This is a genomic window from Neobacillus drentensis (genome assembly GCF_036965645.1).
GTDB classification, from domain to species: domain Bacteria; phylum Bacillota; class Bacilli; order Bacillales; family Cytobacillaceae; genus Neobacillus; species Neobacillus drentensis_D.
The window spans coordinates 14,066-29,646 of the sequence record NZ_JBALPZ010000007.1 but is presented as its reverse complement, the minus strand read 5'-3'; the positions used below and the strand labels follow the sequence as shown (position 1 = coordinate 29,646).

General features: G+C 40.7%; 16 protein-coding genes and 1 other annotated feature. All 16 genes read right to left on the bottom strand.

Going from position 1 to position 15,581, the window contains the following annotated elements:
- Window positions 1–24 precede the first annotated feature (24 nt).
- On the bottom strand, window positions 25–447 hold the full coding sequence (rpsL, locus tag V7266_RS01185; protein ID WP_101645931.1) for a 30S ribosomal protein S12: 423 nt from the start codon (window positions 445–447) through the stop codon (window positions 25–27).
- 102 nt (window positions 448–549) lie between these two features.
- Entirely contained in the window at window positions 550–798 is a 249-nt protein-coding gene (locus V7266_RS01180) for a 50S ribosomal protein L7ae-like protein (protein ID WP_335465426.1), read from the bottom strand.
- Window positions 799–1,098: 300 nt separating this feature from the next.
- Window positions 1,099–4,698 (bottom strand): DNA-directed RNA polymerase subunit beta', encoded by a 3,600-nt coding sequence (gene rpoC / locus V7266_RS01175; protein ID WP_335465425.1) that lies wholly within the window; start codon window positions 4,696–4,698, stop codon window positions 1,099–1,101.
- A gap of 81 nt (window positions 4,699–4,779) precedes the next feature.
- Window positions 4,780–8,340 carry a DNA-directed RNA polymerase subunit beta gene (gene rpoB / locus V7266_RS01170; RefSeq protein WP_335465424.1) on the bottom strand — a complete coding sequence of 1,187 codons (3,561 nt, stop codon included), beginning with the start codon at window positions 8,338–8,340 and terminating at the stop codon, window positions 4,780–4,782.
- A 256-nt stretch (window positions 8,341–8,596) separates the two neighbouring features.
- On the bottom strand, window positions 8,597–9,196 hold the full coding sequence (locus V7266_RS01165; protein WP_335465423.1) for a class I SAM-dependent methyltransferase: 600 nt from the start codon (window positions 9,194–9,196) through the stop codon (window positions 8,597–8,599).
- A gap of 111 nt (window positions 9,197–9,307) precedes the next feature.
- Window positions 9,308–9,670 carry a 50S ribosomal protein L7/L12 gene (gene rplL, locus V7266_RS01160; RefSeq protein WP_335465422.1) on the bottom strand — a complete coding sequence of 121 codons (363 nt, stop codon included), beginning with the start codon at window positions 9,668–9,670 and terminating at the stop codon, window positions 9,308–9,310.
- Between the two features lie 59 nt (window positions 9,671–9,729).
- Window positions 9,730–10,230, bottom strand: coding sequence for a 50S ribosomal protein L10 (rplJ, locus tag V7266_RS01155; protein ID WP_335465421.1), 501 nt, complete (start codon window positions 10,228–10,230; stop codon window positions 9,730–9,732).
- Between the two features lie 33 nt (window positions 10,231–10,263).
- Window positions 10,264–10,409 (bottom strand) — a sequence feature (ribosomal protein L10 leader region).
- A gap of 53 nt (window positions 10,410–10,462) precedes the next feature.
- Window positions 10,463–11,161, bottom strand: a complete 699-nt coding sequence (gene rplA, locus V7266_RS01150) for a 50S ribosomal protein L1 (protein ID WP_098533243.1) — start codon at window positions 11,159–11,161, stop codon at window positions 10,463–10,465.
- Between the two features lie 167 nt (window positions 11,162–11,328).
- A complete protein-coding gene (gene rplK / locus V7266_RS01145; RefSeq protein ID WP_141561102.1) occupies window positions 11,329–11,754 on the bottom strand; it encodes a 50S ribosomal protein L11 in 426 nt (141 codons plus the stop codon).
- Window positions 11,755–11,968: 214 nt separating this feature from the next.
- Entirely contained in the window at window positions 11,969–12,502 is a 534-nt protein-coding gene (gene nusG / locus V7266_RS01140; protein WP_335465417.1) for a transcription termination/antitermination protein NusG, read from the bottom strand.
- A gap of 183 nt (window positions 12,503–12,685) precedes the next feature.
- Window positions 12,686–12,868, bottom strand: a complete 183-nt coding sequence (gene secE, locus V7266_RS01135; protein WP_335465415.1) for a preprotein translocase subunit SecE — start codon at window positions 12,866–12,868, stop codon at window positions 12,686–12,688.
- A 49-nt stretch (window positions 12,869–12,917) separates the two neighbouring features.
- On the bottom strand, window positions 12,918–13,064 hold the full coding sequence (rpmG, locus tag V7266_RS01130; RefSeq protein WP_335465413.1) for a 50S ribosomal protein L33: 147 nt from the start codon (window positions 13,062–13,064) through the stop codon (window positions 12,918–12,920).
- Between the two features lie 117 nt (window positions 13,065–13,181).
- A complete protein-coding gene (sigH, locus tag V7266_RS01125) occupies window positions 13,182–13,832 on the bottom strand; it encodes an RNA polymerase sporulation sigma factor SigH (protein WP_335465411.1) in 651 nt (216 codons plus the stop codon).
- Between the two features lie 70 nt (window positions 13,833–13,902).
- Entirely contained in the window at window positions 13,903–14,412 is a 510-nt protein-coding gene (locus V7266_RS01120) for an NYN domain-containing protein (RefSeq protein WP_335465409.1), read from the bottom strand.
- A gap of 3 nt (window positions 14,413–14,415) precedes the next feature.
- The gene (rlmB, locus tag V7266_RS01115; RefSeq protein WP_335465407.1) at window positions 14,416–15,159 is read right to left on the bottom strand and encodes a 23S rRNA (guanosine(2251)-2'-O)-methyltransferase RlmB; all 744 of its coding nucleotides are present in this window, start codon (window positions 15,157–15,159) and stop codon (window positions 14,416–14,418) included.
- On the bottom strand, window positions 15,156–15,578 hold the full coding sequence (locus V7266_RS01110; RefSeq protein WP_335465405.1) for a Mini-ribonuclease 3: 423 nt from the start codon (window positions 15,576–15,578) through the stop codon (window positions 15,156–15,158). Before V7266_RS01110 ends, rlmB begins: the two co-directional genes overlap by 4 nt.
- Window positions 15,579–15,581 lie beyond the last annotated feature (3 nt).

The window sequence follows — 15,581 nt, the reverse complement described above, 5'->3', positions numbered from 1 at the left end:
CAAAGAAGCTTCTATTTAGTATGATTATTTCTTAGCTGCTTTTGGTCTCTTAGTACCATATTTAGAACGGCCTTGCATACGGTTATTTACACCAGCAGTGTCAAGTGCTCCACGTACGATGTGATAACGTACCCCCGGTAAGTCCTTTACACGTCCTCCACGGATAAGAACAACACTGTGCTCTTGAAGGTTGTGGCCGATACCAGGAATGTATGCAGTCACCTCGATACCATTTGTCAAACGTACACGAGCATATTTACGTAACGCTGAGTTTGGTTTCTTTGGAGTCATTGTACCAACACGAGTACATACTCCGCGTTTTTGTGGTGAAGATACATCTGTTTGTGATTTCTTAAAGCTGTTGTAACCTTTGTTAAGCGCAGGTGATTTTGACTTTTCCTCTTTAGATTGACGAGGTTTGCGCACTAATTGGTTAATAGTAGGCATGAATAATTCCTCCCTTCGTTATTTGTAAGCCCACACATCCAGGTGGTTCATTTTTTTGCAAAAACAAAGTTCTTGCAGACTGACTATCTACAAAAACAGTTTTTAACGGATAATAGCAACAGTTGCTGCACCAACTTCTATTCCACATGCTTTTCCGAGTTTTTTCATCGAGTCTACATAATGGACTGGAATTCGTTTCAAGTTTGCTTCTTCAACGACATTTGCTGTTAATCTTTGTTCAGCGTCGCTCGCAACGAGAAGTTCTTGAACATTTCCATCTTTCAGTGCTTTAACTGTCTGTTTAGTACCTATAACAATCTTGTGTGCTTTTAATACTTTTTCATAAGACATGTATTACATCCTCCAAAGTATCCGTTGAATAGGAGCACCTTTGATATAGTAACATCTTATAAAATGGATGTCAACTAATGCTTTAAATATTTATTCCAAATATCAATTGTAAAGTCTTTCCTTAAAATGCGGTACATCGAAAAGCGTAAGCGCCTTGATCAGGGAAAAAAGTAGTTCATTTTTTCCTAGGGGCAACAGGCATAAGACGAGCCGACGGGAAGGTCGCTTTTTAACCTTTCCGACGGCTTGGCTTATGACCTCGAGCCCCTAGGCGCTGTAGCTAGACAATTTTTGTGTTAATTAGTCAATTGTAACTGTTTCTTCGGAAGTTGTATCACGCAGGATTGGCTCTGCTTTACGGTAGCGCTGCATTCCTGTACCAGCAGGAACCAGTTTACCAATGATAACATTCTCCTTCAAGCCGAGTAACTCGTCACGTTTTCCTTTGATCGCGGCATCAGTAAGAACTCTCGTGGTTTCTTGGAATGACGCTGCAGACAAGAATGAATCTGTTTCGAGTGAAGCTTTGGTAATACCAAGTAAGACAGGACGTCCGGTTGCCGGAAGTTTCCCTTCAAGTAACGCCTTCTCGTTGGCATCAGTAAATTGATGGATATCAAGAAGAGTACCTGGAAGTACATCTGTTTCTCCTGCATCGCTGACGCGGATTTTACGCAGCATTTGACGAACCATTACCTCGACGTGTTTATCGCCAATTTCTACCCCTTGCATACGGTAAACTTTTTGAACCTCACGCAATAGGTATTCTTGTACGGAAGTAACGTCTTTTACTTTGATTAATTCTTTCGGGTCAATCGAACCTTCTGTTAGTTCTTGACCACGTTCAACTTGATCATTGATTGCAACCTTCAAACGGGCTGTATATGGTGCATTATACGTACGGGATTCAACTTCGCCCTGGACCACGATCTCATGCTGGCGGTCACGGCCTTCATTTATCCCTACTACAACACCACTAATTTCAGAGATAACAGCTTGACCTTTAGGGTTACGCGCCTCGAAAATCTCTTGGATACGCGGTAAACCTTGGGTAATATCGTCTCCGGCAACCCCACCGGTATGGAATGTACGCATAGTTAACTGTGTTCCTGGCTCACCGATGGACTGAGCAGCAATAATACCAACTGCTTCACCGACTTCAACCTCTTGACCTGTTGCCAAGTTGCGGCCATAACACTTCTTACATACACCATGACGAGTATTACATGTAAAAGCAGATCTGATTTTTACTTCTTCAATTCCTGCATTTACAATCACTTCTGCAAGATCCTCTGTAATTAAGCCATTTTCAGGTACAAGAACTTCTTTAGTCTCTGGATGTCTAATTGGTGTACGAGCATAACGGCCGATTAGACGTTCATCCAAACCTTCGATGGTTTCTGTTCCATCTTTTAAGGCACTGATTAAGAAGCCGCGGTCAGTACCGCAATCGTCCTCACGAACAATGACATCTTGGGCAACGTCAACTAAACGACGTGTTAAGTAACCAGAGTCAGCTGTTTTAAGAGCCGTATCGGCAAGACCTTTACGGGCACCGTGTGTCGAGATAAAGTACTCTAATACAGTTAATCCTTCACGGAAACTTGATTTAATTGGTAACTCAATGATACGTCCTGCCGGGTTGGCCATCAGACCACGCATCCCAGCAAGCTGCGTAAAGTTAGAGGCGTTACCACGGGCACCGGAATCACTCATCATAAAGATCGGATTCGTTTTATTCAAGGACTTCATCAGTTTACCCTGAATAGTGTCTTTCGCAGCACTCCAGATCGCAATGACACGGTCATAACGCTCATCCTCAGTAATAAGACCACGTCTGAATTGCTTCATTACGTTATCTACTTTTTCCTGTGCCTCATGAAGAATTTGCGGTTTCTCAGGAAGTACGACGATATCAGCCACACCAACTGTTAAACCAGCCTTAGTTGAATGCTTAAAGCCTAGATCCTTCATACGGTCAAGCATTTTTGATGTTTCAGTAATTTTGAAACGTTTGAAAACCTCAGCAATGATATTTCCGAGAATTTTCTTTTTAAACGGATCAATCAATGGCATTTCTTTAATTCTAGCTTTTACGTCTTCGCCTTTTTCAACAAAATACTTAGCAGGTGTTTCGACCTCTAAATTATGTCTAGTAGGCTCGTTAATATATGGGAATGACTTTGGTAGAATTTCATTAAAAATAAGTTTACCAACAGTCGTAATTAATAACTTATTATTTTGTTCTTCTGTAAAAGTTTCATTTCCCAATGAGCCAGCATGAACAGCAACACGTGTATGGAAATGTACATAACCGTTCTGATAAGCAAGGATCGCTTCACTAGTGTCTTTGAAGACCATACCTTCGCCAATTGTGCCTTCACGCTCTAAGGTTAAGTAATAGTTACCTAAAACCATGTCCTGTGACGGTGTAACAACTGGTTTTCCATCTTTAGGATTCAAGATATTTTGAGCAGCAAGCATTAATAGACGAGCTTCTGCCTGCGCTTCAGATGATAATGGTACGTGAACAGCCATTTGGTCACCATCAAAGTCCGCATTGTAGGCGGTACATACAAGTGGATGCAGGCGGATTGCCCGGCCCTCTACTAGTGTTGGTTCAAATGCCTGGATACCTAATCTATGCAATGTAGGGGCACGGTTCAATAGAACAGGATGCTCCTTAATAACATCTTCAAGTACATCCCATACGTCTGGAGATACTCGTTCGATTTTACGTTTGGCAGATTTAATGTTGTGTGCTAAGCCTTTTTCAACAAGCTCCTTCATAACAAATGGCTTGAATAGCTCAAGAGCCATTTCTTTAGGGAGTCCGCATTGATACATTTTTAGGTTTGGACCTACAACGATAACGGAACGACCAGAATAGTCAACACGTTTACCTAGTAAGTTTTGACGGAAACGACCTTGTTTACCTTTAAGCATATGAGAAAGCGACTTTAACGGACGATTACCGGGACCAGTAACTGGTCGGCCGCGGCGGCCGTTATCAATTAAAGCATCAACTGCTTCTTGAAGCATACGCTTTTCATTCTGAACGATAATGCTAGGAGCACCTAGATCTAATAAACGCTTTAAGCGGTTATTACGGTTAATAACCCGACGATACAAATCGTTTAAGTCAGATGTTGCAAAACGTCCGCCATCCAATTGTACCATTGGACGAAGCTCAGGCGGGATTACTGGAAGTACGTCAAGAATCATCCATGATGGCTCATTTCCAGAGTTACGGAAGGCTTCTAGCACTTCAAGGCGCTTAATCGCACGAGTACGGCGCTGCCCTTGAGCTGTTTTGAGCTCTTCCTTCAGGATGTCTACTTCTTTATTTAAATCAATGTCAGAAAGAAGCTTTTTAATAGCTTCTGCCCCCATGGCAGCTTGGAACTTGTTTCCGTACTTTTCACGATAGGCACGATATTCTTTTTCAGATAAAAGATGTTTTTTATCAAGTGGCGTATCACCTGACTCTGTCACAACATAAGAAGCAAAATAAATCACTTCCTCCAATGCACGCGGGGACATATCTAATACAAGACCCATACGGCTTGGAATACCTTTAAAGTACCAAATATGTGAGACAGGTGCAGCTAATTCAATATGACCCATACGTTCACGACGTACTTTTGCACGTGTTACTTCAACACCACAGCGGTCACAAACGACACCTTTGTAACGGACACGCTTATATTTTCCGCAATGACATTCCCAGTCCTTTGTTGGACCAAAGATTCGCTCACAGAATAAGCCGTCTTTCTCAGGTTTTAACGTACGATAGTTAATGGTTTCTGGCTTTTTCACTTCTCCGAATGACCATGAACGGATTTTATCCGGTGAAGCAAGACCAATTTTCATATACTCAAAATTATTAACGTCCAGCAAGGGGCCTACCTCCCTTTCGATATCCAGAAGAAAAGCTTACAGCGCACACAAAGGTTGTGCGCTGCAGCCTTGGATTAATGTTTACTCTTTTGAACCAACTTTTTCCGATTCAAAACTTGGTGCATCTGGTGCGATGTTTAATGTGTCAACTTGCTGTAAGTCGTCTTCATCGTCCATATCGCGCATTTCTATTTCTTCTTCATCACCTGAAAGGATTTTTACATCCATACCTAAGCTTTGAAGTTCTTTAATTAATACTTTGAATGATTCTGGAACACCTGGTTCCGGAACATTTTCGCCTTTTACGATAGCTTCATATGTTTTCACACGGCCAACAACGTCGTCGGATTTAACTGTTAGGATTTCTTGAAGTGTATAGGCTGCACCGTATGCTTCAAGCGCCCAAACCTCCATCTCTCCAAAACGCTGACCGCCGAATTGAGCTTTACCACCAAGTGGCTGCTGTGTAACAAGTGAATATGGTCCTGTAGAACGTGCATGGAGTTTATCGTCAACCATGTGCGCCAATTTAATCATATACATGACACCGACAGAAACACGGTTATCAAATGGTTCTCCAGAACGGCCATCATATAGAACAGTTTTAGCATCTCGAGCCATACCAGCTTCTTCAATCGTACCCCAAACATCTTCTTCACGCGCACCGTCAAATACTGGTGTTGCCACATGAATGTTGAGGTATCTCGCTGCCATACCTAAATGGAGCTCAAGCACCTGACCGATATTCATACGTGATGGTACCCCTAATGGGTTTAACATGATATCTACCGGTGTACCGTCTGGTAAGTAAGGCATATCTTCTTCCGGTAAGATCCGGGAGATAACCCCTTTGTTACCGTGACGACCGGCCATTTTATCACCTTGGTGGATCTTCCGTTTTTGAACGATATAGACACGAACAAGCTGATTTACACCAGGTGGCAGTTCATCGCCATCTTCACGGTTAAAGACTTTAACATCATGTACAATACCGCCGCCGCCATGTGGAACTCTTAGTGATGTATCACGAACTTCACGAGCTTTTTCACCAAAAATAGCATGGAGAAGACGTTCTTCAGCCGTTAGTTCTGTTACACCTTTTGGCGTTACTTTACCTACAAGAAGGTCACCGTCTTTTACTTCCGCACCTGTGCGAATAATTCCGCGTTCATCCAAATTACGTAAAGCATCTTCCCCTACGTTTGGTATATCACGGGTAATTTCCTCAGGTCCAAGTTTCGTATCACGAGATTCTGATTCATATTCTTCAATATGAATAGAAGTATAGACATCATCCTTTACAAGACGTTCGCTCATAATGATGGCATCCTCATAGTTATAACCATCCCATGTCATGAAGGCAACGAGAACGTTTCGTCCTAGCGCTAATTCTCCTAATTCCATAGAAGGACCATCTGCTAAGATTTCGCCTTTTTTCACGCGGTTGCCAACAGCCACGATTGGACGTTGGTTATAGCAAGTACCTTGGTTAGAACGGATAAATTTCAATAAACGATATTTTCTAAGATCGCCTTTTACTTCTTGGCCATCTACTTCTTTTACTTGACGAACCCAAACTTCACGAGCCTCAACATGCTCAACGATACCATCTTCCTTACAGATAACAGCAGCACCGGAGTCTTTTCCTGATACGTATTCCATACCAGTACCAACTCTTGGCGCTTCTGGCTGCATTAAAGGCACTGCTTGACGCTGCATGTTCGCACCCATCAAGGCACGGTTTGAGTCATCATTTTCAAGGAACGGAATACACGCAGTCGCTGCAGATACTACTTGTTTCGGTGATACATCCATGTAGTCAATGCGTTCACGCTTAACAACTGTGTTTTCACCACGGAAACGAGCCACTACCTCTTCATCAAGGAAGGCACCGTCATCACCAAGACGAGAGTTCGCCTGTGCAACTACATAGTTATCCTCTTCATCGGCTGTCAGATAATCGATGCGGCTGGTAACCTTACCGGTATCTGGATCCACTCGACGGTATGGCGTTTCAATAAATCCAAAACGATTTACCTTCGCATAAGATGAAAGCGAGTTGATCAATCCAATGTTTGGACCTTCAGGCGTTTCGATTGGACACATACGTCCATAGTGGGAGTAGTGTACGTCACGTACTTCCATTCCTGCACGTTCACGTGTTAAACCACCAGGTCCTAGTGCTGATAAACGGCGCTTATGCGTTAACTCAGCAAGCGGATTGGTTTGGTCCATGAACTGAGATAACTGAGAGCTTCCGAAGAATTCTTTGATCGATGCAATAACAGGACGAATATTAATCAATTGCTGTGGTGTAATGGTTGCAGTGTCTTGAATAGACATTCTTTCACGGACAACACGTTCCATACGGGATAACCCAATCCGGAATTGGTTCTGCAATAGTTCACCAACAGAACGAAGACGTCTGTTACCTAAATGGTCGATATCATCTGTATCGCCTACTCCATGTAATAAATTGAAGAAGTAGCTAATCGATGCAATGATGTCAGCCGGTGTAATATTTTTTATTGGCTCCGCTACATAAGCATTACCTAATACATTAATTACTTTTTCATTTTCATCGCCTGGCGCATAGATTTTAATACCTTGAAGAATGATTTCTTCCTCTACTACACCGCCAACAGGATTGTGGCCTCTGAAATTAATATTCTTTTCAAGGGCAGGTATAATTCTGTCGAGGTTTCTCCTGTCAAGGAGAGTTCCCTTTTCAGCAATGATTTCTCCTGTTTCCGGATCAGCAAGTGATTCCGCTAAACGCTGGTTGAATAGACGATTTTTAATATGAAGCTTTTTATTTATCTTATAACGACCGACATTCGCCAGATCATAACGCTTAGGGTCAAAGAAGCGAGACACTAATAAACTCTTTGCGTTATCTACTGTTGGTGGTTCGCCTGGACGAAGACGCTCATAAATTTCTAATAGCGCTTTGTCAACACCCTCTGTGTTATCCTTCTCAAGGGTATTCCGGATGTACTCGTTATCACCGATCAATTCAATAATTTCTTGATCAGAGCCGAAGCCTAATGCACGCAAAAGAACCGTAACGGGCAGTTTCCGAGTACGATCTATTCTCACATATACGACATCTTTGGCATCTGTTTCATATTCAAGCCAAGCGCCGCGGTTCGGAATTACTGTTGCAGTAAAACCTTTTTTGCCATTTTTATCAAGTTTCCCACTAAAGTAAACACTCGGTGAACGCACTAATTGTGAAACAATAACGCGTTCTGCCCCATTAATGACAAATGTACCTGTTTCTGTCATCAGTGGGAAATCACCCATAAATACATCTTGGTCTTTTACTTCACCAGTTTCTTTGTTTACAAGACGTACTTTTACACGTAATGGAGCAGAATATGTAACGTCCCGTTCTTTAGACTCTTCTACAGAATACTTTGGATCGCCAAGGCTGTAATCAATAAATTCCAGTGATAGGTTACCAGTAAAATCCTCAATCGGTGAAATATCCTGAAACATTTCACGTAATCCCTCATCCAGAAACCATTGATAAGAAGAGGTTTGGATTTCAATGAGATTTGGTAATTCTAAAACTTCACTGATTCGTGCGTAACTTCTACGTTGGCGGTGTCGTCCATACTGAACTAGTTGACCTGTCAACTGATTCACCCCTCAAATCAAGCGTTTTTTAATAAATCTATTACGTCTAAAAGTAGAGCCAAAAGACTCTTGCAATTAGACAAAAAGAAAAAGGGTTTTTTACTCAAAAACCACATTTTCACATTTTGATTATTATTTTGTCATCATTTCCTTCTTATGCCGTTTTTATACTTAAAATTTAAGTATTTTAAGGAATAATTCGGAAATTATTATGATGGCATTTTATAATGCTACCACAACGACATACTCGAGTCAACTATTTTTTAGCCTTTAAAATAAAATAACCTTTGGATTTGTCAACTGTCTCAACATCAGAAAAAAGAGTCTTTAATTTATCAATCGCAGACGGAGCACCCTGTTTCTTTTGAATAACCACCCACAGTTCTCCATTCGAAACAAGATGCTCATAGCTTTGTTCGAAAATATCATGTACCGTCTGTTTACCAGCTCTGATCGGCGGATTTGTTAATATGGCTGCAAATTGAGCACCTTTTACATTTAACAAACGGTCACTTTTATAAATTTCAACATTTGTAATATGATTTATAGCGGCATTTTCTTTTGCCAATTCAATAGCCCGCTCATTTACATCTACCATATGGACATAGCGGTTACTAAATTCTTTTGCAATCGATAGTCCAATCGGCCCATAGCCACAGCCTACGTCAAGAACATGCCCTTCAACGTCCGGCATTACAAAAGACTCAATGAGTAAACGTGAGCCAAAATCTACTTCTCTTTTTGAAAAGACACCATTATCGGTTTTAAAACGAAAAGAATGCTTTCGCAATATAAAATCCCAAAATTTCGGGTCACTTTCTACCTTTTGAGTTCGAGAATAGTAGTGTTCTGACATAAGCACACCTCCGGAGAGTACTAATTGAAGAATAAAAGAGGACTGGAGCAATCGTTATTTAATTTAAGCCAAAAAAAGCCCGCTTATGCAGCGAGCTTTTTTATAGTAAAATTACTTAACTTCAACGTTAGCTCCAACTTCATCAAGCTTAGCTTTGATTGCTTCAGCTTCTTCTTTAGCAATGCCTTCTTTAAGAGCTTTTGGAGTGTTATCAACAAGGTCTTTTGCTTCTTTAAGACCAAGACCAGTGATTTCACGAACAACTTTGATTACTTTGATTTTTTGGTCGCCAGCGCTAGCTAGGATTACATCAAATTCAGTTTGCTCTTCAACAGCAGCAGCTCCAGCTCCGCCAACCATTGCTACAGGAGCAGCAGCAGTTACGCCGAATTCTTCTTCGATTGCTTTTACAAGATCGTTAAGTTCTAAAACAGTCATAGATTTAACTGCTTCAATGATTTGTTCTTTAGTCATGATTAAGTTTCCTCCTTAGTTTTCGTTACGTTTTATTTTGTTAGGCCGTTAGTTTTAACTTACGCGCCTTGTTCTTCTTTTTGGTCTGCCACTGCTTTTGCAGCAAGGGCAAGATTGCGAATTGGAGCTTGTAGTACGCTGAGTAGCATAGAAAGCAAGCCTTCGCGTGATGGTAGATCTGCAAGAGCTTTGATCTCTTCAGCTGTTGCGACGTTACCTTCGATAACACCTGCTTTAAGTTCAAGTGCCTCGTGTTTCTTAGCAAAATCATTCAAGATTTTTGCTGGTGCTACTACATCTTCAGTACTGAACGCGATTGCGTTCGGACCTGTTAATGCTTCATTTAAGCTAGAAAGCTCAGCTGCATCAGCCGCACGGCGTACCATTGAGTTTTTGTAAACTTTAAATTCAACGCCTGCTTCACGAAGTTGTTTACGAAGTTCAGTTACTTCCGCAACTGAAAGACCACGGTAATCAACAACGACAGTTGATACACTTGCTTTTAACTTGTCAGTAATTTCGTCAACTAATTGTTTCTTTAGTTCCATTACACTGCTCATCTTTACACCTCCTGTAGATTATCTACATTTATACCAGGCAAGTAAAAACCTCCACATCAATCGAGACATGGAGGCAGCATACAACAGCTGCATAAACAGCCAATTCTATATCGCTCTACCTCGGCAGGATATTAAGCGTTCAACGCCCCTGCTGTCTACAGTACAAATGTTTTATTTTAAACAACAAAATAGATTATATAAAATATACTCTAGATTGTCAATTGGTAATAAATTACTTCGCTGCGACAGTAGATGGATCTACTTTTACGCCAGGTCCCATTGTTGAAGATACTGTTACGTTCTTCATGTAAGTACCCTTTGCAGCTGCTGGTTTAGCTTTAAGCATTGTGTCGAAAATAGTGTTGAAGTTTTCAACAAGTTTTTCGTTTTCGAAAGAAGATTTACCGATAGGAACATGAATGTTACCAGACTTATCTACACGGTATTCAACTTTACCTGCTTTAATTTCATTGATAGCTCTTGTTACATCAAATGTAACAGTACCAGTTTTAGGGTTTGGCATTAAGCCTTTAGGTCCTAATACACGACCAAGTTTACCAACTTCACCCATCATGTCTGGAGTTGCTACGATTACATCAAAATCAAACCAACCTTGTTGGATTTTGTTGATGTATTCAGAATCTCCTACATAATCAGCACCAGCTGCTTCTGCTTCTTTCACTTTTTCACCCTTCGCGAATACTAAAACGCGTTGAGTTTTACCAGTTCCGTTAGGAAGCACAACTGCACCACGGATTTGTTGGTCAGCTTTCTTAGGATCTACTCCTAAACGGAAAGCTACTTCAAGAGTTGCATCAAATTTAGTGAAGTTTGTTTTCTTAGCAAGATCAATTGCTTCCGCAATTGGGTATGCTTTTAAGCGATCTACAAGCTTAGAAGCTTCTAAATACTTTTTACCTTTTTTAGCCATTTTTATTTCCTCCTAGATTGTGGTTTTAGCGAATTATTCTCCCACGCCGAAAAGCCAGGGCACTCCTATCAATTAAAGGAAGTGCCACCGCTAGACAGAACAAAGGTTGCGAGTATTTTTAAATATCGCAACCCCCTCATTTCACCTTTGTGCTTCAGTAACATGGATTAGTCTTCGATAACGATACCCATGCTGCGTGCAGTACCTTCGACCATGCGCATTGCTGCTTCAACGCTAGCTGCGTTAAGGTCAGGCATCTTTTGTTCCGCAATCTCGCGTACTTTATCACGCTTTACTGTTGCTACTTTATTACGGTTAGGTTCACCTGAACCAGACTGAATTCCAGCTGCTACTTTTAAAAGAACGGCAGCAGGAGGAGTTTTCGTAATAAATGTAAATGAACGGTCTTCAAACACCGTAATTTCAACAGGAATGATTAATCCAGCTTGATCTGCTGTACGAGCGTTAAATTCCTTACAGAATCCCATGATATTAACACCTGCTTGACCTAGTGCAGGACCAACCGGTGGCGCTGGGTTTGCTTTACCAGCAGGAATTTGTAATTTAACGACTTTAATTACTTTTTTAGCCACGAGACACACCTCCTTAAAGTCCGTGATGTGGTAATAGGGACCTTTTATGACCCCTCCCACTCAACATATGTCTTTATATAATAATCATAAAGAACTTAACAATAGTCTTGTCTCATAACAGAGACATACTGACCTATGAAATAGTAACACTTTTTTAATATGATTTCAAGTTTTTTTACAATAACTGATTATTTTTCTTTTAAAAATTTTGTTTTTACAGTTTATCAATTTGTGTAAAATCAAGTTCTACCGGTGTATCCCGGCCAAACATATTAACAAGCACCTTAAGTTTTGCACGGTCTTTGTCCATTTCTTCGACAGATCCAGTAAAGTTGGCAAAAGGACCTTCCTTCACGCGAACAGTTTCACCAATTTCATAATCAATATCAACACGTTTTTCTTCCACACCCATACGCTTAAGTAAAACGGTAACCTCTTCAGGCAATAACGGTGTTGGCTTTGATCCTGAACCTGCTGATCCTACAAAGCCCGTTACGCCAGGAGTATTCCGGACGACATACCAAGAATCATCTGTCATCACTAGCTCAACTAGCACATAGCCAGGGAATACCTTTCGTTTAACAACCTTCTTTTTACCGTTTTTGATTTCTGTTTCTTCTTCTTCTGGTACTACAACACGGAAGATTTTATCTGCCATGCCCATCGATTCAACCCTTTTTTCCAAGTTCGCTTTTACCTTATTTTCATACCCAGAGTATGTATGAACAACGTACCAATTCTTTTCCATTTAAGAGGACTAAGTCGTCCGTCCCTCCCTCATTTTTCCTGAAAATTTCAGTGCCTATTTCCTCGGTCTAACGACTCAAACTGAACGTTTCCGCTTTTTAAGACAAATTAAAAAACCCGTTTATACGGGTTTCAAGATAAAACTTCGTTTATTATTTTCCATTATACCATGAATGATGGCTTATTATTCAAGAATTAAACGAATCAATTTTGAGATCCCTAAATCTAGAACAGCAAAGAATGCTGCAAAAAAGACTACTGTTGTTAAAACAGTAACAGTGGAACGAATCAATTCCCCACGTTTGGGCCAGCTGACTTTTCTCATTTCACGGAACATATCACTGAAGAATTTCGTTATGCGCTGCATTATTTCGTAACCCCCAACAATCTTAAGTAAGCAATGCTAGTATCTATCTTTATTTTGTTTCCCGGTGGATGGTATGAGCCGCACAGGTCTTACAAAACTTTTTTAGTTCTAAACGTTCCAATTGCGTTTCTTTGCTGGCTGTCGAATAATTTCGCGAGCCGCACTCCACACAAGCTAAAATAACTTTTTTGCTCATTTTTTGACACCTTCAATAATCATCATGTATATCACTAAAAATGTAACATGACCCCTATTTAATGTCAATAACTCCTAAAACGGATTCATACTATTAACAAATTCTTCATAATCCGCTCTATAATGAGAATTCTCGTATTTCCAGATACCGCTCAAGCTTCCTTTTTACACGCTGCAGGGCATTGTCAATTGATTTCACATGACGATTTAGCTCTTCCGAAATCTCCTGATACGATTGACCGTCTAAATAAAGTGCCAATACTTTTCGTTCTAAATCACTTAATAATTCAGTCATCTTTACTTCGATATGGTCGAATTCTTCTTGATTAATAATTAATTCTTCCGGGTCTAGTACCTTTGCCCCCGATAAAACATCCATTAATGTCCGGTCAGATTCTTCATCATAAATAGGCTTGTCCAATGATACATATGAATTTAATGGTATATGCTTTTGCCGTGTTGCGGTCTTAATTGCCGTGATAATTTGACGGGTAATACAAAGCTCTGCAAACGCTTTAAAAGACGTTAGCTTGTCCTCGCGAAAGTCACGAATCGCTTTATATAAACCGATCATTCCTTCCTGGACAATATCTTCTTTATCTGCTCCAATCAAAAAATAGGATCTTGCCTTTGCACGTACAAAATTACGATACTTGTGAATCAAATAATCTAATGCTTCACTATCACCCTGGTGTACCAAGTCAACAATTTGCTCGTCTTCCAATACGAAAAGACGATCGTTAATCTTTGTTCCGAAGTCCGTACTCAAGTAGATCCCCTCCACCGAACATGCATAGATACTATTTAGTATACATTAGAAATATTTTGAAGTCGATAGCTCATTTTTCCCCTCTGCGCCATTTTTCAAAAATTTCCGCCATTTCATCACTAATCGGTATTTTTGAGACCGGTTTTTTCTGTTGGATCTTTTTTACATTTTTCTCTATTCCCTTTTCAATGGATGACATTTCAATCAGCAGTTCACGTGCTGACTTTCTTAATGCCCCTTGTCCAAATATGGCCCACTGCTCTGTAAAATCGGAGGTGGCTACGTGGATTTGCGTTCTACGATTACTTAAGCTAATCGCCATTTTTTCGATCCGCTCATCCGCCGTCTCACTCTCCTTTGTAAAAATAACTTCCACCTTATGGTTATTATATTTTTTCTCTATTCCTTGGACATAATAGGCATCAAAAACAACAATTACACGATAACCTGAGTAGGCTTGATATTCGGCCATTTTTTCGATCAGTCGATCCCTTGCTGCCGGCAGGTCCCGATCCTTCAGTACTTTTAATTCTGGCCATGCTCCAATAATGTTATATCCGTCGACAAGCAGGATGTCCATATCCTACCTGCCAAGCGGATGACGTTTGCGATATACCTCATACATGAGCAGGGATGCAGCAACAGAAGCATTCAACGAAGTGACTTTCCCAGCCATTGGCAAATGGATGAGAAAGTCACATTTTTCACGAATTAACCTTCCCATTCCTTTCCCTTCACTGCCAATCACTAATCCAAGAGGAAGTGTCCCATCCATTTGGCGGTAATCCTCTTTTCCATTAGCATCTGTTCCAGCAATCCATACGCCCCGTTCTTTCAATTCATCGATCATTCGGGCCATATTCGTTACCCTTACCACTGGTATATATTCAATTGCACCTGTTGAAGCCTTTGCAACAGTTGCCGTTAATCCTACCGCTCTGCGTTTTGGAATAATAATACCATGTGCTCCGACAGCATCTGCGGTTCTCATAATAGAACCTAGGTTATGGGGATCTTCTATCTCATCCAGCAGTAAAAAGAACGGCGCTTCATTTTTCTTCTCTGCCGCAGCAAACAAATCATCTATTTCTGCATATTGGTAAGCTGCCACATAGGCAAGCACACCTTGATGATTTTCTTCTGCTATTTGGTCTAGTTTTTTCTTTGGAACAAATTGCACAAGAACATTAGCTTCTTTGGCTAATTGCGTAATCTGCTGCATTTGTCCTCTTTGTGAGCCTTCAGCAATTAATATTTTGTTAATATCCCTTTCTGATTTAAGTGCTTCAATCACCGGATTTTTTCCAACGATATATTCTTGACTCATATTGACACGCCCCCTTTCTCATCTACATATTTAAACGCCGTCTCAATAAGCTCTTCTAATCGCTCTATTCTTCCTTCTAAAAATAAATAGCCCATTAACGCTTCAAACGCGGTGCTATAACGATAGGTTTGGACATCTGTATTTTTAGGGACCGTTCCTGATTTAGCATTTCTGCCGCGCATCACAACCGCTGTTTCCTCGTCATTCAAGAGATTACCATCCATCAATTGAAAGAGTATCTGGCATTGTGCCTTTGCTGATACGTATCGTGTTGCAAGCCGATGCAATTGATTGGGTCTTACCTTGCCGCTATACAGTAAATGCCGTCTTACATAAGATTCGAAAACAGCATCTCCCATATAGGCAAGGGCAAGACTATTCAATTGTTTAGCATCAATATTATTCTCATAGTCAAGCATGTA